The organism is Salegentibacter sp. Hel_I_6, assembly GCF_000745315.1.
Taxonomy (GTDB): domain Bacteria; phylum Bacteroidota; class Bacteroidia; order Flavobacteriales; family Flavobacteriaceae; genus Salegentibacter.
Window position 1 is genome coordinate 2642523 of the sequence record NZ_JQNQ01000001.1, and the last position, 17321, is coordinate 2659843.

Here is a 17321-nt window from a genome sequence, read left to right on the forward strand (position 1 = left end):
CCTTATGAGTATCTTGATAAAACCAATTATTACAGAAAAAGCCACAGGAGATAGCGAGCTAAATAATCGTTATTCTTTCGTGGTAGACAATAAGGCGAATAAGATTGAAATTAAGAACGCAGTAGAAGCTGCTTACGGGGTTTCAGTTGAAAAAGTTCGTACTATTAATGTCCGTCCAGATCGCAAAACCAGATATACAAAGTCTGGTATGATCACTGGTAAAACCAAAGCTTTTAAAAAGGCATTGGTACAGGTGACGGAAGGTGAAACTATTGATTTATACAGTAATCTTTAAGATTAAAAAATGTCAGTTAGAAAATTAAAACCAATCACCCCTGGTCAGCGTTTTAGAGTAGTAAATGGGTATGACGCCATTACTACTGATAAGCCGGAAAAAAGCCTTTTGGCTCCGATAAAAAAATCAGGTGGGAGAAACGGTCAGGGAAAAATGACTATCCGCTATAAAGGTGGGGGTCACAAAAGACGTTACAGAATTGTAGACTTTAAACGTGACAAGCATGGAATTCCTGCTACTGTTGCTAGTATAGAATACGATCCTAACAGAACTGCCTTTATCGCATTGTTAAATTACCAGGATGGTGAGAAACGATATGTTATTGCTCAAAATGGGCTACAGGTAGGTCAAAACATTGTGTCAAGTACAGATTCTGCAGCTCCGGAAATTGGAAATGCAATGCCGTTAGCAAGTATTCCACTGGGTACGGTTGTTTCTTGTATAGAGCTTAGAGCTGGGCAAGGCGCTGTAATGGCAAGAAGTGCTGGAGCTTTTGCTCAATTATTGGCAAGAGAAGGGAAATATGCAACCGTGAAACTACCTTCAGGAGAAATTAGAAGAGTGTTATCTACTTGTATGGCTACAATTGGAGCTGTTTCAAATAGTGATCACCAACTTCAGGTTTCTGGTAAAGCTGGTAGAAGTCGTTGGTTGGGTATTAGACCAAGAACCAGACCAGTTGCAATGAACCCTGTGGATCACCCAATGGGTGGTGGTGAAGGTAGAGCTTCAGGTGGTCACCCACGTTCAAGAAAAGGTTTACCTGCTAAAGGTTTCAAAACCCGTTCTAGAACGAAAGCGAGTAATAAATATATTGTAGAACGTAGAAAGAAATAATAAGATATGGCACGTTCATTAAAAAAAGGACCTTACGTTCACTATAAGTTAGATAAAAAGGTTGCTCAAAACATTGAGTCTGGTAAAAAAGCCGTGATCAAAACCTGGTCAAGAGCTTCAATGATAACTCCAGATTTTGTAGGGCAAACTATCGCTGTTCACAACGGGAAACAATTTGTACCTGTATATGTAACAGAGAACATGGTAGGACATAAATTAGGAGAATTTTCACCAACACGTTCCTTTAGAGGGCACGCTGGTGCGAAAAATAAAGGTAAAAGATAATTGAAGCTATGGGAGTTCGTAAAAGAGAAAGAGCAGAGCAGATAAAAGAGGCCAAAAAACAGGTAGCTTTTGCAAAGTTGAATAACTGCCCTACTTCACCTAGAAAAATGCGCCTTGTTGCGGATTTAGTAAGAGGTGAGAAAGTAGAAAAAGCGCTTCAAATATTGAAATTCAGTCAGAAAGAAGCTTCTGGACGTTTAGAGAAATTGTTGCTTTCAGCAATTGCCAACTGGCAGTCTAAAAACGAAGAAGCTAGTATTGAAGAGGCTGAATTGTTTGTAAAAGAAATCCGTGTAGATGGAGGAGCGATGCTTAAAAGGCTACGTCCTGCACCACAGGGTCGCGCACATAGAATTAGAAAGAGATCCAATCACGTTACTTTGGTGCTTGGAGAAAACAATAATACACAAAGCTAAGTAGAGTATGGGACAGAAAACAAATCCAATCGGGAATCGCCTTGGTATCGTAAGAGGATGGGAATCCAACTGGTACGGAGGAAATGACTACGGCGATAAATTAGCCGAAGACGATAAGATTAGAAAGTACATCCATGCTCGTCTTTCTAAAGCGAGTGTATCCAGGGTAATTATTGAGCGTACGCTTAAGCTTGTAACCGTTACTATCACCACTGCCAGACCAGGTATTATTATCGGTAAAGGTGGCCAGGAGGTAGACAAGCTTAAAGAAGAGCTTAAAAAAATTACCGACAAGGAAGTTCAAATTAACATCTTTGAGATCAAGAGGCCAGAATTAGATGCGCATTTAGTAGCATCTAGTGTTGCAAGACAAATTGAAAATCGTATTTCTTACCGTCGTGCAATTAAAATGGCTATCGCGGCTGCTATGAGAATGAATGCTGAAGGAATCAAAATACAGATTTCCGGACGTTTAAATGGTGCTGAAATGGCACGTTCAGAAGGATACAAAGATGGTCGAATTCCTTTGTCTACTTTTAGGGCCGATATTGACTATGCTTTAGTTGAAGCTCACACTACTTATGGTAGATTGGGTGTTAAAGTATGGATCATGAAAGGCGAAGTGTATGGTAAAAGAGATCTTTCACCGCTTGTTGGCATGTCTAAGAAGCAAGGAGGAAAACCTGGAGCCGGACGAGGTGGTAACAAATCACGTCGTAGAAAGTAATTTTTTAAAGTAAACAAAAATGTTACAACCTAAAAGAACAAAATACCGTAAACAGCAGAAGGGCCGTATGAAGGGTAATGCCGAAAGAGGTCATAGACTTTCTAATGGAACCTTTGGAATAAAATCTATGGATTCCAGTTTCATTACTGCTCGTCAAATTGAAGCTGCACGTATTGCTGCTACCCGTTATATGAAAAGGGAAGGTTCTATCTGGATTAAAATATTTCCAGACAAGCCTATCACTAAGAAACCTCTAGAGGTTCGTATGGGTAAAGGTAAAGGTGCTGTAGAATATTGGGCTGCTGTTGTAAAACCAGGGAGAATTATGTTTGAAATTGGTGGAGTGCCAATGGATGTTGCTAAAGAAGCTTTAAGGCTTGCGGCGCAGAAACTTCCGGTAAGAACCAAATTTATTGTAGCTAGAGATTATCAAGCTTAATATTATAAAGTTATGAAACAATCAGAAGTAAAAGAACTGTCTGTGGCAGAATTACAAGAAGAGCTTGGGAAATCTAGAAAAGCATATTCAGATTTAAAAATGGCTCACGCTGTTTCGCCATTAGAGAACCCAATACAGCTTAGAGCTGTACGAAGAACTATAGCGAGACTTGCTACAGAGTTAACTAAAAGAGAACAACAATAAGTGTTATTCTGCTGAAAGATGGAAAAAAGAAACTTAAGAAAAGAGCGTATAGGTGTTGTTACCAGTAATAAAATGCAGAAATCAATCGTGGTTTCTGAAGTTAAAAAGGTAAAACACCCTATGTATGGAAAATTCGTTTTAAAAACGAAAAAATACGTAGCGCACGACGAAACAAACGACTGCAACGAAGGAGATACAGTAAGGATCATGGAAACACGACCTTTAAGTAAATCTAAATGTTGGAGATTAGTAGAAATAATTGAAAGAGCGAAGTAATGGTACAACAAGAGTCTAGACTAAGAGTAGCAGACAATACCGGGGCAAAAGAAGTTTTGACCATTCGTGTATTGGGCGGTACAAAGAAAAGATACGCTTCTGTTGGGGACAAAATAGTTGTCAGCGTAAAAGAGGCTACACCAAACGGTAATATCAAGAAAGGTGCAGTTTCAACAGCAGTTGTAGTTCGTACCAAGAAAGAAGTACGCAGGCAGGATGGATCTTATATCCGTTTTGATGATAATGCTTGTGTATTACTAAACCCTACCGGGGAAATGCGCGGAACTCGTGTATTTGGACCTGTGGCAAGAGAACTTCGTGATAAGCAATTCATGAAAATTGTATCATTGGCACCAGAGGTGCTTTAATACATTAACAAGATGAGAAAGCTTAAAATAAAATCTGGAGATACTGTAAGAGTGATTGCCGGTGACCATAAAGGTCAGGAAGGTAAAGTTCAAAAGGTACTCATAGAAAAGAATAAAGCCATCGTGGAAGGTGTGAACACTATCTCTAAACATGAGAAGCCAAGTGCATCTAACCCACAGGGTGGAATTGTAAAGAAAGAAGCTCCTATTCATATTTCCAACCTATCTCTTTTAGATAAAGATGGTAACACTACCAGAGTTGGATATAAAGAAGAGGATGGTAAGAAAGTAAGATTTTCCAAAAAATCTAATGAAGTAATTTAGTTATGGCATACGTACCAAGACTTAGAGCAGAATATGCAGAGCGAGTAAAGCCTGCATTAAAAGAAGAATTTAGCTACGCTAGCGTAATGGAGATCCCAAAACTTGAAAAAATAGTTTTGAGCCGTGGCGTTGGTGCAGCTGTAGCAGATAAAAAGCTAATTGACCATGCTGTAGAAGAACTTTCTACAATTACAGGTCAAAAAGCGGTGCAAACCATTTCTAAAAAGGATGTTGCTTCATTCAAACTTCGTAAAGGGATGCCAATTGGGGCAAAAGTTACTTTGCGAGGATATAGAATGTACGAATTCTTAGATCGTTTAATAACATCGGCACTTCCACGTGTTCGTGACTTTAACGGGATTAAAGCTAATGGTTTTGATGGTAGAGGAAACTATAATTTAGGTGTTACTGAACAAATCATCTTTCCGGAGATTGATATTGATAAGGTGAACCGAATTAATGGTATGGATATCACATTTGTAACCACGGCTAAAACCGATAAGGAAGCAAAATCATTGTTAACCGAACTAGGATTACCTTTTAAAAAGAATTAATTATGGCTAAAGAATCAATGAAAGCCCGTGAGGTGAAGAGACAAAAAATGGTAAAAAAGTATGCTGAAAAACGCGAAGCTTTGAAAGAAGCTGGTGATTGGGAAGCATTACAAAAGTTACCAAAAAATTCTTCACCTGTGCGTTTACACAACCGTTGTAAGCTAACTGGTAGGCCAAAAGGTTATATGAGACAATTTGGACTTTCTCGTGTAATGTTTAGAGAAATGGCTAATCAGGGTTTAATTCCTGGTGTAAGAAAAGCTAGTTGGTAAAATTATAAATTGGTAGCAGGTTCTCTCGAGTGTCGGGACGAAAACCACTTCCGCAAATTATTATAGATGAATACAGATCCTATTGCAGATTATTTGACAAGAGTTAGGAACGCTGTGGCCGCAAACCATAGGGTGGTAGAGATACCAGCTTCTAACCTTAAAAAGGAAATTACAAAAATATTATTCGATCAGGGATATATTCTTAGTTACAAGTTTGATGATGATGCTAGTGCTCAAGGGACAATTAAAATTGCTCTTAAGTATGACAAAATCACAAAAGAGCCTGTAATTAAAGATATCCAAAGAATAAGTAAACCTGGTTTACGTAAGTATGCTGGCGCTGATGAATTACCACGTATCCTTAACGGTCTTGGTATCGCTATAGTTTCTACTTCTCACGGTGTAATGACCGGGAAGCAAGCTAAAGCTGAAAAAGTTGGTGGTGAAGTATTGTGTTACGTTTACTAATACTTAAAAGACTAAAGAAATGTCAAGAATAGGTAAAAACCCAATTACAATCCCTGAAGGTGTGAATGTAGACCTTAAAGATGGTATTGTAACGGTAAAAGGAAAATTAGGAGAACTTAAACAAGAGATTAACGACATTGATGTGAAAATTGAAGATGGTGTTATTTCTTTTGAACGTTCTTCAGAGAAAAGTGATCAAAAAGCAAAACACGGTTTGTACCGTGCTTTGGTTAACAATATGATAGAAGGAGTTTCTAGCGGGTATACGAAATCATTGGAATTGGTAGGAGTTGGATATAGAGCTACTAACCAGGGACAAAAATTAGATTTAGCCGTTGGGTTTTCCCATAATATTGTAATAGATTTGGCGCCAGAAGTTCAGGTAGAAACAATTTCAGAAAAAGGTAAAAACCCAATTGTGAAATTGACTTCTTACGATAAACAACTTGTGGGTCAGGTAGCTGCTAAAATACGTTCTTTCAGAGCGCCAGAGCCTTATAAAGGAAAGGGTATTAAATATGTTGGAGAACAATTACGTAGAAAAGCAGGTAAATCAGCTTAATAAAGTTTAGATATGGCAGTTTCAAAACAAGATAGACGAAATAAGATAAGAAAGCGTGTTCGTAAGTCAATTACAGGCACCGCTAGCCGTCCAAGATTATCTGTATTTAGAAGTAATAAAGAAATTTATGCTCAAATTATAGATGATGTAGAAGGAAAAACCCTGGCTGCAGCCTCTTCGAGAGATAAAGGTGTAACAGCAGAAGGTGATAAATCCAAACAAGCAGAATTGGTTGGTAAAGCCCTTGCTGAAAAAGCTTTAAAGGCCGGTGTAGAAACCATTTCTTTTGACAGAGGTGGTTACCTGTATCACGGAAGAGTTAAATCATTAGCAGAAGGTGCTCGCGAAGGAGGACTAAAATTCTAGAAAATTATGTATCAAGATTATAAAAACGTAGAACATGTAAAACCGGGCGGACTTGAATTAAAAGATCGTTTGGTAGGAGTACAACGTGTGACCAAAGTAACCAAAGGTGGTAGAGCTTTTGGATTTTCTGCTATCGTAGTAGTAGGAGATGAGAATGGTGTTGTAGGGCAAGGTTTAGGTAAATCTAAAGAAGTTGCTGATGCTATCTCTAAAGCTGTGGAAGATGCAAAGAAGAATTTAGTGCGTATTCCTTTACATAAAGGAAGCCTTCCGCACGAACAGAAAGGTAAGTATGGTGGTGCAAGAGTTCTTTTGCTACCGGCTGCAACTGGTACCGGGATTATTGCCGGTGGTGCAATTCGTGCCGTACTGGAATCTGTTGGTGTACACGACGTACTTTCTAAAAACCAGGGGTCTTCAAACCCTCACAACGTAGTAAAAGCTACATTCGATGCGCTACTTCAATTAAGAAGTGCTGATACTGTTGCTAAACAACGTGGTATTTCACTAGAAAAGGTTTTTAAAGGATAAATCAAGGAGAACGATGGGAAAGATAAAAGTTACAAAAGTAAAAAGTGCTATTAACCGATCTAAAAATCAGAAATTGGTTTTAGAGTCTCTTGGTCTTAAGAAAATTGGCCAGACGGTAGAGCATAACGATACGCCAAACATCCTTGGTATGGTAAATAAAGTTAAACATTTAGTTTCTGTAGAAGAAACAAAATAATAAATTCACATGGAATTAAATAACTTAAAACCTGCAAAAGGTTCAGTTAAGAGTAACAACAAACGTGTTGGCCGTGGAGAAGGATCAGGTAAAGGTGGTACTGCCACCCGTGGTCACAAAGGGGCTAAGTCTCGTTCTGGTTACTCCAAGAAGATAGGTTTTGAAGGTGGGCAAATGCCACTTCAACGCCGTGTTCCAAAATTTGGTTTTACTAACAGAAATCGTGTTGCTTATCAAGGTGTAAATCTTGATACTCTTCAACGTTTGGTTGATGAAGGTAAAATTAAAGATACTGTAGAGGTTAGTACTTTGATCGATAACGGTCTTGTAAGTAAAAACGAACCAGTAAAGATATTAGGTAGAGGTGAATTAAAGACAAAGTTGAAAATATCTGTTCATAAATTTACTGCCTCAGCAAAAGAAGCTATAGAAGCTGCTGGAGGTGAAGTTGTTACTTTATAATAGATAGCCAAATGAAATTCATCAATACTATTCAAAATATTTGGAAGATCGAGGAACTAAAAAACAGAATTTTAGTAACCCTCGGTCTATTGTTAGTTTATCGTTTTGGGGCACAAGTTGTGCTTCCCGGGATAGATGCTTCACAGTTGTCCAATCTGGCATCCCAAACAGATGGAGGTCTTTTAGGCCTCTTAAATGCGTTTACAGGTGGTGCGTTTTCTAATGCCTCTGTTTTTGCACTGGGAATTATGCCTTATATCTCAGCTTCCATTGTAGTTCAGCTTATGGGTATTGCGATACCTTATTTGCAGAAACTGCAGAAGGAAGGAGAGAGCGGTAGACGTAAGATCAATCAAATCACTCGTTGGCTAACTATTGCGATTACTTTAGTACAGGGACCTGGTTATATTTATAACCTTTTTGCTACACTACCGCAACAAGCCTTTTTATTAGGTGATACAGTTACATTTGTAGCTTCTGCTGTGGTAATTCTTACTACAGGGACTATTTTTGCAATGTGGCTGGGTGAAAAGATAACCGACAAAGGTATTGGTAATGGTATTTCGCTATTAATTATGGTAGGTATTATTGCTACTTTACCTCAGGCATTTATCCAGGAATTTGCTTCCAGGGTATTTGAATCTAATGGAGGTCTTATTATGATTCTTATTGAATTGGTAATTTGGTTTGCTATTATTCTTGCTTCGGTAATGTTGGTAATGGCCGTACGCCAAATTCCTGTACAGTATGCCAGAAGAACTGCTTCTGGTGGTTACGAGAAAAATGTTTTTGGATCAAGACAGTACATTCCTCTTAAGCTTAATGCTTCAGGAGTAATGCCTATTATATTTGCTCAGGCTATTATGTTTATCCCGGCTGCTGTTGCAGGACTTTCTGAGTCTGATGCAGCGCAGGGTGTTACCGCTGCCTTTAGTGATATATTTGGGTTCTGGTATAATGTAGTATTTGCATTATTAATTATTGTATTTACTTACTTCTATACCGCGATTACTGTACCTACTAATAAAATGGCTGATGATCTTAAACGAAGTGGAGGATTTATTCCGGGCATTCGTCCAGGAACTGAAACCGCGGAGTTTTTAGACAGAATTATGTCTCAAATTACCTTGCCAGGATCTATTTTCCTTGCGCTTATTGCTGTGTTCCCAGCGATTGTGGTGCAACTCTTAGGTGTGCAACAAGGATGGGCATTATTTTTTGGAGGAACCTCGCTTTTAATTATGGTTGGAGTTGCAATAGATACTATGCAACAAGTAAATTCTTACTTGCTGAATAGACATTACGACGGATTAATGAAAACAGGTAAAAACAGAAAAGCAGTAGCTTAATTATGGCAAAACAACCGGCAATAGAACAAGACGGAACAATTATAGAAGCATTATCTAATGCAATGTTTCGTGTAGAATTGGAAAATGGTCACGTTGTGACAGCACATATCTCAGGAAAGATGCGTATGCACTACATTAAGTTGTTACCTGGAGATAAAGTAAAACTGGAAATGAGTCCTTACGATTTGAGTAAAGCTCGTATTACATACAGATACTAAAAGTAAATTGAGCTATTTGTAAAATTTTCAGTACTTTTGCAACCTGAAAAATTTATGAATGCTGAAATCCTGATTTTGAGCTTATTTCAAAATTCAGTGAAATGTAAAAAACTAAAGAGATGAAAGTTAGAGCATCAGTAAAGAAAAGAAGTGCCGACTGCAAAATAGTACGCAGAAAAGGGCGCCTTTACGTAATTAACAAAAAGAATCCTAGATTTAAACAAAGACAAGGCTAATTATGGCAAGAATTGCAGGGGTAGATATACCTAAACAAAAGCGAGGAGTTATAGCATTGACCTATATCTTCGGAATTGGTAGAAGCAGGGCTGAAAAGATCCTTAGCCAGGCCAAAGTAGATGAAAGCACAAAAGTTTCAGACTGGAACGATGATGAAATTGGTCGTATTCGTGAAGCTGTGGGTGAATTTACAATCGAAGGAGAATTACGTACAGAAGTGCAGTTGAGTATTAAACGTCTAATGGATATTGGATGTTATAGAGGTATTCGTCACAGAAGTGGTTTACCACTTAGAGGACAGAGAACCAAAAATAACTCAAGAACCAGAAAAGGTAGAAGAAAAACAGTTGCTAACAAGAAGAAAGCGACTAAATAGTAATTAATATGGCAAAGAAGACAGTTCAAAAAAAGCGTAAAGTAACCGTTGAGTCCGTAGGGCAAGCGCACGTTACGGCTTCTTTCAATAACATTATTGTTTCCCTTACCAATAAGAAGGGTGACGTTATTGCTTGGTCATCTGCAGGAAAAATGGGTTTTAGAGGTTCTAAAAAGAATACTCCTTATGCTGCCCAGTTAGCTGCAGAAGACGCGTCTAAAGTAGCTCACGAGGCTGGTTTGCGCAAAGTTAAAGTTTACGTTAAGGGGCCGGGGAATGGTAGAGAATCTGCTATTCGTTCGCTTCATAACAACGGGATTGAAGTAACTGAAATTATTGATGTTACTCCATTACCACACAATGGATGTCGTCCTCCTAAGAGACGTAGAGTTTAATAATAAGTATAAATAATAAGAGAGGAGTTAAGATTATCGAAGGACAGAGACCTTAATTCATAATCCCTTTCTACTAAATTAAAAGTTAATGGCAAGATATACTGGTCCAAAGACTAAAATAGCCCGAAAGTTCGGTGAAGCTATTTTCGGAGACGATAAGTCTTTTGAAAAAAGAAATTATCCTCCGGGACAACACGGTAATAACCGTCGTCGCGGTAAAAAATCTGAATATGCTATCCAGTTAATGGAAAAGCAAAAAGCAAAGTATACCTACGGTATTCTTGAGCGTCAATTTAGTAATATGTTTAAAAAAGCTACTAGAGCGCAAGGAATTACTGGTGAAGTACTACTTCAACTTTGTGAATCTCGTCTTGATAATGTAGTGTTTAGAATGGGCATTGCTCCAACTAGAAGCGCCGCAAGACAATTCGTATCTCACAGACACATTACGGTTAATGGCGAGTTGGTAAATATACCATCTTACCAATTGAAAGCGGGTGATGTTGTAAGTGTTCGTGAAAAATCAAAATCTTTACAGGCTATCCAGGATTCACTAGCTAACTCTAGCAATGTTTACGAATGGATTACCTGGAATAACGAAACTAAAGAAGGAACTTTTGTTTCAGTACCCGGACGTATTCAGATTCCGGAAAACATAAATGAACAATTCATCGTCGAATTATATTCGAAATAATAATTCACAGAAGTCGTAATATGGCAATACTAAATTTTCAGAAGCCCGATAAAGTTATAATGATTGATTCAACAGATTTCGAAGGGAAATTTGAATTTCGCCCTTTGGAACCTGGCTATGGATTAACCGTTGGTAACGCTTTAAGAAGAGTGCTTTTATCTTCATTAGAAGGTTATGCAATCACTTCCATTCGTATAGAAGGCGTAGATCACGAATTCTCCGCTATTCCAGGAGTTGTTGAAGACGTAACAGAAATTATCCTGAATCTTAAGCAAATTAGGTTCAAAAGGCAAATTGATGAAATAGATAACGAAGCCGTTACCATTTCTGTATCTGGAGAAGAACAAATTACTGCCGGTCACTTTCAAAAATTCATTTCAGGCTTTCAAGTGCTAAACCCAGATCAAGTGGTTTGTACTGCAGATAAGAAAGTAAACCTGAATATGGAAATGACCATAGAAAAAGGTAGAGGTTATGTTCCGGCCGAAGAAAACAAAAAAGCCAACGCACCTCTTGGAACTATATTTACAGATTCTATTTATACACCAATAAAGAACGTAAAGTATAGCATTGAAAACTATCGTGTAGAACAAAAAACCGATTATGAAAAATTGGTTTTTGAAATCGTAAGCGATGGTTCTATTCATCCAAAAGATGCACTTACTGAAGCTGCAAAAACACTTATCCACCACTTTATGTTATTCTCTGACGAGCGTATTACGCTAGAAGCTGATGAGATAGCACAAACTGAAACTTATGATGAGGAATCCCTTCACATGAGACAGTTGCTAAAAACTAAGTTGGTAGATATGGATCTTTCAGTAAGAGCTTTAAATTGCTTAAAAGCGGCTGAAGTTGATACCCTAGGAGACCTTGTTTCTTACAATAAAAATGACTTGATGAAGTTTAGAAACTTCGGAAAGAAATCTTTGACAGAGCTTGAAGAACTGGTAAGTAACAAAGGACTTAACTTTGGTATGGACCTTTCAAAATACAAATTAGATAAGGACTAATATATAAGTAGTTTTCCATAAAAGCCGGCAAAAGATCGCGCTTTGGGAAAATGAATTAAGAACAAAACAATGAGACACGGAAAGAAAACAAACCATTTAGGTAGAAAGACCGCTCACAGGAAGTCTATGCTAGCTAATATGGCCTGCTCTCTTATAGAGCACAAGAGAATCAATACCACCGTAGCTAAAGCAAAAGCTTTAAAAGTTTTTGTAGAGCCTTTGGTAACTAAGTCTAAAGAAGATACTACTCACAATCGTAGATTGGTATTTAGTAAACTTCGTCAAAAAGAAGCTGTAGCCGAATTGTTTCGTGAGGTAGCTCCTAAAGTTGGTGATCGCCCGGGTGGATACACAAGGGTAATTAAATTAGGTAACCGTCTTGGAGATAATGCCGATATGGCCCTTATCGAGTTAGTTGACTACAACGAAACTTACAACCTAAGTAAAACAGAGAAGAAGAAATCTACACGTAGAGCGGGTAGAAAGAAATCTACTGAAGCTACTCCAGATGCTCCTAAGGCAGAAGGAAAGACAGAAGATAAATCTTCAGAAAATAAAGAAGACAAAAAAGAGGAATAGAAATGAATCTTTTAAAGTTCTAATTTTTAAAAAGGATAAACTCTCTGGGTTTATCCTTTTTTTATATATTAAAATGAAATAGTCATTTTCGCGAAGGCGGAAATCTCAAAAGTAGGAGTCTATTTCCGTGCAGACGGAAATCTAAATACTAAAGTTCATTTCTGCTCAGGCGGAAACACCAGCAACACAACAAATTAATAAGAATGAAATATCAAACCCGAAAAAAAGCGATTATCTTACTGGAAGATGGCACTATCTTTCACGGTAAGGCTGTAGGAGACAAAGACGGTAAAGCCGTTGGTGAAGTTTGTTTTAATACCGGAATGACTGGTTACCAGGAGATCTTTACAGATCCTTCTTATTACGGTCAGCTTATGGTTACAACTAATGCCCATATTGGGAATTACGGAACTTTAGCCGAGGAAAGCGAAGCCGATAAAGCTAAGATCTCCGGACTTATTTGTAAAAATTTCAGTTACACTCATTCCCGCCCAGCTGCCGATTCTTCACTCCAGGAGTTTTTAGATGAAAGTAATCTTTTCGCAATTTCTGATGTAGATACGCGGGCGTTGGTAACTTACATTAGAGAAAATGGGGCGATGAACGCTATTATCTCGACAGATGTAGATAATATAGAAGGGCTTAAAAAAGAGCTTGCCGAAGTACCAGATATGAATGGTTTGGAACTTGCTTCCAAGGTTTCTACCAAAGAGCCTTATTACTTTGGGAACGAAAATGCCACTTATAAAATAGCTGCATTAGACGTTGGAATTAAAAAGAACATTCTTCGCAATTTTGAGAAGCGTGATGTGTACGTAAAGGTTTTTCCTTACAATGCTACTTACGAGGAGATGAAGGAATGGAATCCTGACGGCTACTTTCTCTCAAACGGACCTGGAGATCCGCAGCCATTAGAAAGTGCGATCACTCTTACTAAAGCTATTTTAGAGAAAGATCATCCGCTCTTTGGAATTTGCCTGGGACATCAAATTATTGCAATTGCAAATGGCATTAAAACATATAAGATGCACCACGGTCACCGCGGAATAAACCATCCCGTGAAAAATCTTAAAACCGGAAAAGGGGAAATCACCTCTCAAAATCACGGTTTCTCGGTGGATAAGGCCGAAACTGAAGCAAATGCTGAAGTAGAGATCACCCATATTTGTTTAAATGACGATACTGTTGGGGGGATTGCCATGAAAAACAAAAACTGTTTCTCTGTACAATATCACCCTGAGGCAAGTCCGGGTCCTCACGATGCCAGTTATTTATTTGATGAATTTATGGATAGAATTAAAAGAGTAAAAGCTTAAAGTATTTTCATTAAAACTAATTAAAAAGCCCAAAATTTAAAGATTTTGGGCTTTTCTTTTATGAAAACTAGATTTATTCTAAATTGCGACCTCATTCATCAAAAACTCATCAAAACTCCTCAATGAAAAAACTATTACTATTATCCATTTTATTATTTTTTACTTTTCATATTTCTGCACAAGAGACTCCCCAAATTTCCACTGAAAAAGTATGGAGAATTAATTTTTTAAATCCCGCTGTGGAGCTTGAGCATCCAACCGGTGAGTATTCTACTTTTTCTAGCGGTCTGGGAATTGGTTATGGTGGAGGTCATCCAGACCTTACTTATGGTGCACCTGGATTCATTTATATAATTGCCCCATTTCTGGATTTACAGCAAAAATGGTTTTATAATCTAAACAAGCGTGTACAAAAAGATCGGACCGTGGATAACAATTCTGGAAATTTTGTTTCACTCAGATTAATAACTCGTGGGCCTTCAGTTGCAGAAAATGTTTATAGAACTTCTGATTATGATTTTGCATTTGGCCCTACATGGGGAATTCAGAGAAAATATGGCAAGAATTTTCACCTACTGTTCGATGTAGGTCCACATTATTATTTGGATACACATGGAAACGGGAATATTTTTCCGATTATGTTTCAGCTTAATCTAGGTTTTGACTTGTAAGACAAAATCAATTAATTCATCAAAAACGCATCAATGAAAAAATTACTACTATTCAGCTTCTGCCTTTTCTCTTTTCTATCCATCAACGCACAAGATCAGGCTTCGGTAGAAGATGGTTTGTTGTCAATAAACATCTTAACTCCTGGTTTAGAGTACGAATTTGGACTTGCAAATTCTACAACTCTTGATTTAAGGGCAGGTTCAGGTATCGCTTTTGGTACCGGTTCATCAGGAGATTTTTTCGGAATTTTTCCGGTCTTTTCTGCTCAGTATCGTTATTATTATAATTTCAGGAATAGAATTGAAAAAAATAAAACAGTAAAAAATAATAGCGCAAATTATATTGCACTTAGCGGTAGTCTCCAATCTGGAAAACCCATTATTGGGAATATTGAATATACCGCAGATTATTTTGGAACTATAGGACCGGTATGGGGTTTACAACGTTACTATGGCAGTGGTTTTAAATTAGACCTTAATTTAGGAGCTGGATATGGTTTTGATGAATTGGGGGATTCATATTTTTCGCCAATCATAGGAATTAGACTTGGATGGCTTCTTTCAAATTAATTTTCTTCAGTCTTTTATTTTTATGTATTTCTGAAATGCAGGCGCAGAAACACCCTGTATTTTATGGAGGTATAGAAATGTACCGGCATACCGCTTTTGAAGATAATAGCTTTGGGAAATTTTCGGTGGGTTCTCAGGTTTATCAGATAAAATTCTTCGCTCCCGAGATAGGTTTTGACTTTGGGGGAGGCACGCTTCCGGAAAGAAGCGTCTTTGGAGAAAATTTTAATATTCAAGATCCAAGAAAAGGGCTTTTGAGGCAACGCTTTAAATTTTCAGTAATCACTTTAAATCCGAAACTTAAATTTGGTGAAGAAGACGCCTATATTACCTTTTCTCCAAAATATCATATAGGGAGATTAAGAGGAGAAACGGCTTATCTGGAATACAGTGGGGATAATAACCGGTACATAGGTTTGAAAGAAAGTGAAGAATCCAGAATCAATACCTCATTTTGGAGTTTCGCTATTGGTTTTGAAGGTTTGCAGATTACTGCAAAATATTGGTTTGCTCTTTCGCTTCATTATACACTGCTTAATGCGAATGATGTTTGGGACACGATGCAGTTTTCAACAGAAGATGCATTTATACAGTCAGCTTCAACTTCAACCATAGGACTGGGTCTTCGTTTCTATTACAATCCTTTCGGTTCAGAAAATGATTAAAAAACTACCTGAATAATTTTCAAATGAAACTTTTAAATTATACAAATACTTTTCTGTTTTGGAATTAGCGAAATTCATAACAAATAAAACCTTTTCCTGAGATTCTTTTAAATACTTTGTTTTAGAAAACCATTTCGTGTTTTCATAATGTTATAAATGCTTTAAAACTACCTGTTTCACTCGCTATTTTGAGCTTCAATTTGTATCTTGCAGTTGAATCAATTAACTAATTAAAGAAGATTATGAGTGTAATAATAAATATTCACGCCCGTCAGATTTTTGACTCAAGAGGAAATCCAACCGTAGAAGTAGATGTTTTAACTGAAAATGGAATTTTAGGAAGAGCAGCAGTGCCTTCTGGAGCTTCTACCGGGGAACATGAAGCAGTAGAACTTCGTGATGGCGGCGATGATTATATGGGTAAAGGAGTTACAAAAGCCGTAGAAAATGTAAATGATATAATTGCTGAAGAATTATTAGGTTATTCTGTTTTTGAACAAAACCTGATTGATAAAGCAATGATTGAAATAGATGGAACGCCAAATAAAGCAAAGTTAGGAGCAAACGCCATTTTAGGTGTTTCTCTTGCCGTAGCTAAAGCAGCTGCAAACGAACTTGGTTTGCCATTATACCGCTATATAGGTGGGGTTAGTGCTAATACGCTTCCTGTGCCAATGATGAATATTATAAATGGTGGTTCACATAGTGATGCGCCAATCGCATTTCAGGAATTTATGGTAATGCCGGTAAAAGCCGAAAGCTTTTCTCACGCCTTAAAAATGGGAACTGAAATTTTTCATCATCTAAAAAAAGTACTTCACGATCGTGGTTTAAGCACAGCTGTTGGAGATGAAGGTGGTTTCGCGCCAAAGTTGGATGGAACTGAAGATGCTTTAGAAACAATTCTTAAAGCTATAAAGAATGCCGGTTATAAAGGTGGTGACGATGTGATGATCGCTTTAGACTGTGCTGCTGCAGAATTCTATGAGAATGGGAAATACGACTATAAGAAATTTGAAGGTGAAGGCGGGAAAATAAGATCTAGCGAGGAACAAGCTGAGTATCTTGCTGAACTTTCTTCTAAATACCCAATCATTTCTATTGAAGATGGAATGGATGAGAACGACTGGGATGGTTGGAAGGCCTTAACCGATAAAATTGGAGATAAAGTTCAGTTGGTTGGAGACGACCTTTTTGTAACTAATGTTGAAAGACTTTCAAGAGGAATTGAAGAAGGAATTGCAAATTCAATTCTTATTAAAGTAAATCAAATTGGTACGCTAACTGAAACTATTGCAGCTGTAAATATGGCGCATAATGCCGGCTTTACTTCAGTAATGTCCCACCGTTCTGGAGAGACTGAAGATAATACTATTGCCGATCTTGCTGTAGCTTTAAACACCGGGCAGATTAAAACCGGTTCAGCTTCAAGAAGTGACCGTATGGCAAAATACAATCAGTTAATTAGAATCGAAGAAGAATTGGGTGAAGTTGCTTATTTTCCAAAGCGAAAAGCATTCAAAATCTAATTATTGATTTTATCTAAAAACAGAATCCCTTTTGAAGAAATATCAAAAGGGATTTTTTTTGGAGATAATTCAGTAAAAAAGCCCTCAAAATCGCCTGTTTCAATGAAAATCTTATCAACGCTTAACG

General features: G+C 37.6%; 31 protein-coding genes. All 31 read left to right on the top strand.

Features of this window, described 5'->3' with window-relative positions; translation table 11 throughout:
• The first annotated feature begins 4 nt into the window (after positions 1 to 4).
• The 31 genes from rplW to eno all read left to right on the top strand — a co-directional run bounded on the left by rplW (position 5) and on the right by eno (position 17194).
• Positions 5 to 295, top strand: a complete 291-nt coding sequence (rplW, locus tag FG27_RS11575; RefSeq protein WP_037319219.1) for a 50S ribosomal protein L23 — start codon at positions 5 to 7, stop codon at positions 293 to 295.
• Between the two features lie 9 nt (positions 296 to 304).
• On the top strand, positions 305 to 1132 hold the full coding sequence (rplB, locus tag FG27_RS11580; protein ID WP_037319221.1) for a 50S ribosomal protein L2: 828 nt from the start codon (positions 305 to 307) through the stop codon (positions 1130 to 1132).
• A gap of 6 nt (positions 1133 to 1138) precedes the next feature.
• Complete coding sequence (rpsS, locus tag FG27_RS11585) at positions 1139 to 1417, top strand: 30S ribosomal protein S19 (protein WP_037319223.1); 279 nt, start codon at positions 1139 to 1141, stop codon at positions 1415 to 1417.
• Between the two features lie 8 nt (positions 1418 to 1425).
• Positions 1426 to 1833 (top strand): 50S ribosomal protein L22, encoded by a 408-nt coding sequence (gene rplV / locus FG27_RS11590; protein WP_037319226.1) that lies wholly within the window; start codon positions 1426 to 1428, stop codon positions 1831 to 1833.
• 7 nt (positions 1834 to 1840) lie between these two features.
• Positions 1841 to 2560 (top strand): 30S ribosomal protein S3, encoded by a 720-nt coding sequence (rpsC, locus tag FG27_RS11595; protein ID WP_037319228.1) that lies wholly within the window; start codon positions 1841 to 1843, stop codon positions 2558 to 2560.
• Positions 2561 to 2579: 19 nt separating this feature from the next.
• The gene (gene rplP, locus FG27_RS11600) at positions 2580 to 2999 is read left to right on the top strand and encodes a 50S ribosomal protein L16 (RefSeq protein ID WP_037319231.1); all 420 of its coding nucleotides are present in this window, start codon (positions 2580 to 2582) and stop codon (positions 2997 to 2999) included.
• 12 nt (positions 3000 to 3011) lie between these two features.
• A complete protein-coding gene (rpmC, locus tag FG27_RS11605; protein WP_037319233.1) occupies positions 3012 to 3203 on the top strand; it encodes a 50S ribosomal protein L29 in 192 nt (63 codons plus the stop codon).
• An 18-nt stretch (positions 3204 to 3221) separates the two neighbouring features.
• Positions 3222 to 3479 carry a 30S ribosomal protein S17 gene (rpsQ, locus tag FG27_RS11610; protein WP_037319236.1) on the top strand — a complete coding sequence of 86 codons (258 nt, stop codon included), beginning with the start codon at positions 3222 to 3224 and terminating at the stop codon, positions 3477 to 3479.
• On the top strand, positions 3479 to 3847 hold the full coding sequence (gene rplN, locus FG27_RS11615; RefSeq protein ID WP_037319239.1) for a 50S ribosomal protein L14: 369 nt from the start codon (positions 3479 to 3481) through the stop codon (positions 3845 to 3847). The genes rpsQ and rplN overlap by 1 nt, the downstream gene beginning before the upstream one ends.
• Before the next feature lie 12 nt (positions 3848 to 3859).
• Positions 3860 to 4171 (top strand): 50S ribosomal protein L24, encoded by a 312-nt coding sequence (gene rplX, locus FG27_RS11620; protein WP_037319242.1) that lies wholly within the window; start codon positions 3860 to 3862, stop codon positions 4169 to 4171.
• A gap of 2 nt (positions 4172 to 4173) precedes the next feature.
• Positions 4174 to 4725 carry a 50S ribosomal protein L5 gene (rplE, locus tag FG27_RS11625; RefSeq protein WP_037319245.1) on the top strand — a complete coding sequence of 184 codons (552 nt, stop codon included), beginning with the start codon at positions 4174 to 4176 and terminating at the stop codon, positions 4723 to 4725.
• A gap of 2 nt (positions 4726 to 4727) precedes the next feature.
• Positions 4728 to 4997: a 30S ribosomal protein S14 gene (gene rpsN, locus FG27_RS11630; RefSeq protein ID WP_037319248.1), complete on the top strand. Its 270-nt coding sequence runs from the start codon at positions 4728 to 4730 to the stop codon at positions 4995 to 4997.
• Positions 4998 to 5063: 66 nt separating this feature from the next.
• A complete protein-coding gene (gene rpsH, locus FG27_RS11635) occupies positions 5064 to 5465 on the top strand; it encodes a 30S ribosomal protein S8 (protein WP_037319250.1) in 402 nt (133 codons plus the stop codon).
• 19 nt (positions 5466 to 5484) lie between these two features.
• The gene (gene rplF, locus FG27_RS11640) at positions 5485 to 6027 is read left to right on the top strand and encodes a 50S ribosomal protein L6 (protein WP_037319252.1); all 543 of its coding nucleotides are present in this window, start codon (positions 5485 to 5487) and stop codon (positions 6025 to 6027) included.
• Positions 6028 to 6039: 12 nt separating this feature from the next.
• A complete protein-coding gene (gene rplR / locus FG27_RS11645; RefSeq protein ID WP_037319254.1) occupies positions 6040 to 6393 on the top strand; it encodes a 50S ribosomal protein L18 in 354 nt (117 codons plus the stop codon).
• 6 nt (positions 6394 to 6399) lie between these two features.
• On the top strand, positions 6400 to 6924 hold the full coding sequence (gene rpsE, locus FG27_RS11650; RefSeq protein ID WP_037319256.1) for a 30S ribosomal protein S5: 525 nt from the start codon (positions 6400 to 6402) through the stop codon (positions 6922 to 6924).
• Between the two features lie 13 nt (positions 6925 to 6937).
• Positions 6938 to 7120, top strand: a complete 183-nt coding sequence (gene rpmD, locus FG27_RS11655) for a 50S ribosomal protein L30 (protein WP_037319259.1) — start codon at positions 6938 to 6940, stop codon at positions 7118 to 7120.
• A 9-nt stretch (positions 7121 to 7129) separates the two neighbouring features.
• Positions 7130 to 7582 (top strand): 50S ribosomal protein L15, encoded by a 453-nt coding sequence (rplO, locus tag FG27_RS11660; protein ID WP_037319260.1) that lies wholly within the window; start codon positions 7130 to 7132, stop codon positions 7580 to 7582.
• An 11-nt stretch (positions 7583 to 7593) separates the two neighbouring features.
• Positions 7594 to 8931: a preprotein translocase subunit SecY gene (gene secY, locus FG27_RS11665; RefSeq protein WP_037319263.1), complete on the top strand. Its 1338-nt coding sequence runs from the start codon at positions 7594 to 7596 to the stop codon at positions 8929 to 8931.
• Positions 8932 to 8933: 2 nt separating this feature from the next.
• Positions 8934 to 9149 carry a translation initiation factor IF-1 gene (gene infA / locus FG27_RS11670; protein ID WP_013073244.1) on the top strand — a complete coding sequence of 72 codons (216 nt, stop codon included), beginning with the start codon at positions 8934 to 8936 and terminating at the stop codon, positions 9147 to 9149.
• 119 nt (positions 9150 to 9268) lie between these two features.
• Complete coding sequence (gene ykgO, locus FG27_RS18980) at positions 9269 to 9385, top strand: type B 50S ribosomal protein L36 (protein ID WP_013305171.1); 117 nt, start codon at positions 9269 to 9271, stop codon at positions 9383 to 9385.
• A 2-nt stretch (positions 9386 to 9387) separates the two neighbouring features.
• The gene (rpsM, locus tag FG27_RS11675) at positions 9388 to 9762 is read left to right on the top strand and encodes a 30S ribosomal protein S13 (RefSeq protein WP_037319267.1); all 375 of its coding nucleotides are present in this window, start codon (positions 9388 to 9390) and stop codon (positions 9760 to 9762) included.
• Between the two features lie 8 nt (positions 9763 to 9770).
• A complete protein-coding gene (rpsK, locus tag FG27_RS11680; RefSeq protein WP_037319270.1) occupies positions 9771 to 10157 on the top strand; it encodes a 30S ribosomal protein S11 in 387 nt (128 codons plus the stop codon).
• Positions 10158 to 10245: 88 nt separating this feature from the next.
• Positions 10246 to 10851, top strand: a complete 606-nt coding sequence (gene rpsD / locus FG27_RS11685) for a 30S ribosomal protein S4 (protein ID WP_037319273.1) — start codon at positions 10246 to 10248, stop codon at positions 10849 to 10851.
• Between the two features lie 20 nt (positions 10852 to 10871).
• The gene (locus FG27_RS11690) at positions 10872 to 11864 is read left to right on the top strand and encodes a DNA-directed RNA polymerase subunit alpha (RefSeq protein ID WP_037319276.1); all 993 of its coding nucleotides are present in this window, start codon (positions 10872 to 10874) and stop codon (positions 11862 to 11864) included.
• A 69-nt stretch (positions 11865 to 11933) separates the two neighbouring features.
• Positions 11934 to 12443, top strand: a complete 510-nt coding sequence (gene rplQ, locus FG27_RS11695) for a 50S ribosomal protein L17 (protein ID WP_037319278.1) — start codon at positions 11934 to 11936, stop codon at positions 12441 to 12443.
• A gap of 203 nt (positions 12444 to 12646) precedes the next feature.
• Positions 12647 to 13759: a glutamine-hydrolyzing carbamoyl-phosphate synthase small subunit gene (gene carA, locus FG27_RS11700; protein WP_037319280.1), complete on the top strand. Its 1113-nt coding sequence runs from the start codon at positions 12647 to 12649 to the stop codon at positions 13757 to 13759.
• 122 nt (positions 13760 to 13881) lie between these two features.
• Positions 13882 to 14430 (top strand): hypothetical protein, encoded by a 549-nt coding sequence (locus tag FG27_RS11705; RefSeq protein WP_037319281.1) that lies wholly within the window; start codon positions 13882 to 13884, stop codon positions 14428 to 14430.
• Positions 14431 to 14463: 33 nt separating this feature from the next.
• On the top strand, positions 14464 to 15000 hold the full coding sequence (locus tag FG27_RS11710; protein WP_051935829.1) for a DUF3575 domain-containing protein: 537 nt from the start codon (positions 14464 to 14466) through the stop codon (positions 14998 to 15000).
• Entirely contained in the window at positions 14982 to 15665 is a 684-nt protein-coding gene (locus FG27_RS11715) for a hypothetical protein (RefSeq protein WP_037319283.1), read from the top strand. Before FG27_RS11710 ends, FG27_RS11715 begins: the two co-directional genes overlap by 19 nt.
• A 242-nt stretch (positions 15666 to 15907) precedes the next feature.
• Positions 15908 to 17194: a phosphopyruvate hydratase gene (eno, locus tag FG27_RS11720; protein WP_037319286.1), complete on the top strand. Its 1287-nt coding sequence runs from the start codon at positions 15908 to 15910 to the stop codon at positions 17192 to 17194.
• The last annotated feature ends 127 nt before the right edge of the window (positions 17195 to 17321 follow it).

Excerpts from the sequence above, each read along its gene's own strand:
- rplW (WP_037319219.1), top strand. The coding sequence starts at position 5 with ATGAGTATCTTGATAAAACCAATTATTACAGAAAAAGCCACAGGAGAT.
- rplB (WP_037319221.1), top strand. The coding sequence starts at position 305 with ATGTCAGTTAGAAAATTAAAACCAATCACCCCTGGTCAGCGTTTTAGA.
- rpsS (WP_037319223.1), top strand. The coding sequence starts at position 1,139 with ATGGCACGTTCATTAAAAAAAGGACCTTACGTTCACTATAAGTTAGAT.
- rplV (WP_037319226.1), top strand. The coding sequence starts at position 1,426 with ATGGGAGTTCGTAAAAGAGAAAGAGCAGAGCAGATAAAAGAGGCCAAA.
- rpsC (WP_037319228.1), top strand. The coding sequence starts at position 1,841 with ATGGGACAGAAAACAAATCCAATCGGGAATCGCCTTGGTATCGTAAGA.
- rplP (WP_037319231.1), top strand. The coding sequence starts at position 2,580 with ATGTTACAACCTAAAAGAACAAAATACCGTAAACAGCAGAAGGGCCGT.
- rpmC (WP_037319233.1), top strand. The coding sequence starts at position 3,012 with ATGAAACAATCAGAAGTAAAAGAACTGTCTGTGGCAGAATTACAAGAA.
- rpsQ (WP_037319236.1), top strand. The coding sequence starts at position 3,222 with ATGGAAAAAAGAAACTTAAGAAAAGAGCGTATAGGTGTTGTTACCAGT.
- rplN (WP_037319239.1), top strand. The coding sequence starts at position 3,479 with ATGGTACAACAAGAGTCTAGACTAAGAGTAGCAGACAATACCGGGGCA.
- rplX (WP_037319242.1), top strand. The coding sequence starts at position 3,860 with ATGAGAAAGCTTAAAATAAAATCTGGAGATACTGTAAGAGTGATTGCC.
- rplE (WP_037319245.1), top strand. The coding sequence starts at position 4,174 with ATGGCATACGTACCAAGACTTAGAGCAGAATATGCAGAGCGAGTAAAG.
- rpsN (WP_037319248.1), top strand. The coding sequence starts at position 4,728 with ATGGCTAAAGAATCAATGAAAGCCCGTGAGGTGAAGAGACAAAAAATG.
- rpsH (WP_037319250.1), top strand. The coding sequence starts at position 5,064 with ATGAATACAGATCCTATTGCAGATTATTTGACAAGAGTTAGGAACGCT.
- rplF (WP_037319252.1), top strand. The coding sequence starts at position 5,485 with ATGTCAAGAATAGGTAAAAACCCAATTACAATCCCTGAAGGTGTGAAT.
- rplR (WP_037319254.1), top strand. The coding sequence starts at position 6,040 with ATGGCAGTTTCAAAACAAGATAGACGAAATAAGATAAGAAAGCGTGTT.
- rpsE (WP_037319256.1), top strand. The coding sequence starts at position 6,400 with ATGTATCAAGATTATAAAAACGTAGAACATGTAAAACCGGGCGGACTT.
- rpmD (WP_037319259.1), top strand. The coding sequence starts at position 6,938 with ATGGGAAAGATAAAAGTTACAAAAGTAAAAAGTGCTATTAACCGATCT.
- rplO (WP_037319260.1), top strand. The coding sequence starts at position 7,130 with ATGGAATTAAATAACTTAAAACCTGCAAAAGGTTCAGTTAAGAGTAAC.
- secY (WP_037319263.1), top strand. The coding sequence starts at position 7,594 with ATGAAATTCATCAATACTATTCAAAATATTTGGAAGATCGAGGAACTA.
- infA (WP_013073244.1), top strand. The coding sequence starts at position 8,934 with ATGGCAAAACAACCGGCAATAGAACAAGACGGAACAATTATAGAAGCA.
- ykgO (WP_013305171.1), top strand. The coding sequence starts at position 9,269 with ATGAAAGTTAGAGCATCAGTAAAGAAAAGAAGTGCCGACTGCAAAATA.
- rpsM (WP_037319267.1), top strand. The coding sequence starts at position 9,388 with ATGGCAAGAATTGCAGGGGTAGATATACCTAAACAAAAGCGAGGAGTT.
- rpsK (WP_037319270.1), top strand. The coding sequence starts at position 9,771 with ATGGCAAAGAAGACAGTTCAAAAAAAGCGTAAAGTAACCGTTGAGTCC.
- rpsD (WP_037319273.1), top strand. The coding sequence starts at position 10,246 with ATGGCAAGATATACTGGTCCAAAGACTAAAATAGCCCGAAAGTTCGGT.
- FG27_RS11690 (WP_037319276.1), top strand. The coding sequence starts at position 10,872 with ATGGCAATACTAAATTTTCAGAAGCCCGATAAAGTTATAATGATTGAT.
- rplQ (WP_037319278.1), top strand. The coding sequence starts at position 11,934 with ATGAGACACGGAAAGAAAACAAACCATTTAGGTAGAAAGACCGCTCAC.
- carA (WP_037319280.1), top strand. The coding sequence starts at position 12,647 with ATGAAATATCAAACCCGAAAAAAAGCGATTATCTTACTGGAAGATGGC.
- FG27_RS11705 (WP_037319281.1), top strand. The coding sequence starts at position 13,882 with ATGAAAAAACTATTACTATTATCCATTTTATTATTTTTTACTTTTCAT.
- FG27_RS11710 (WP_051935829.1), top strand. The coding sequence starts at position 14,464 with ATGAAAAAATTACTACTATTCAGCTTCTGCCTTTTCTCTTTTCTATCC.
- FG27_RS11715 (WP_037319283.1), top strand. The coding sequence starts at position 14,982 with ATGGCTTCTTTCAAATTAATTTTCTTCAGTCTTTTATTTTTATGTATT.
- eno (WP_037319286.1), top strand. The coding sequence starts at position 15,908 with ATGAGTGTAATAATAAATATTCACGCCCGTCAGATTTTTGACTCAAGA.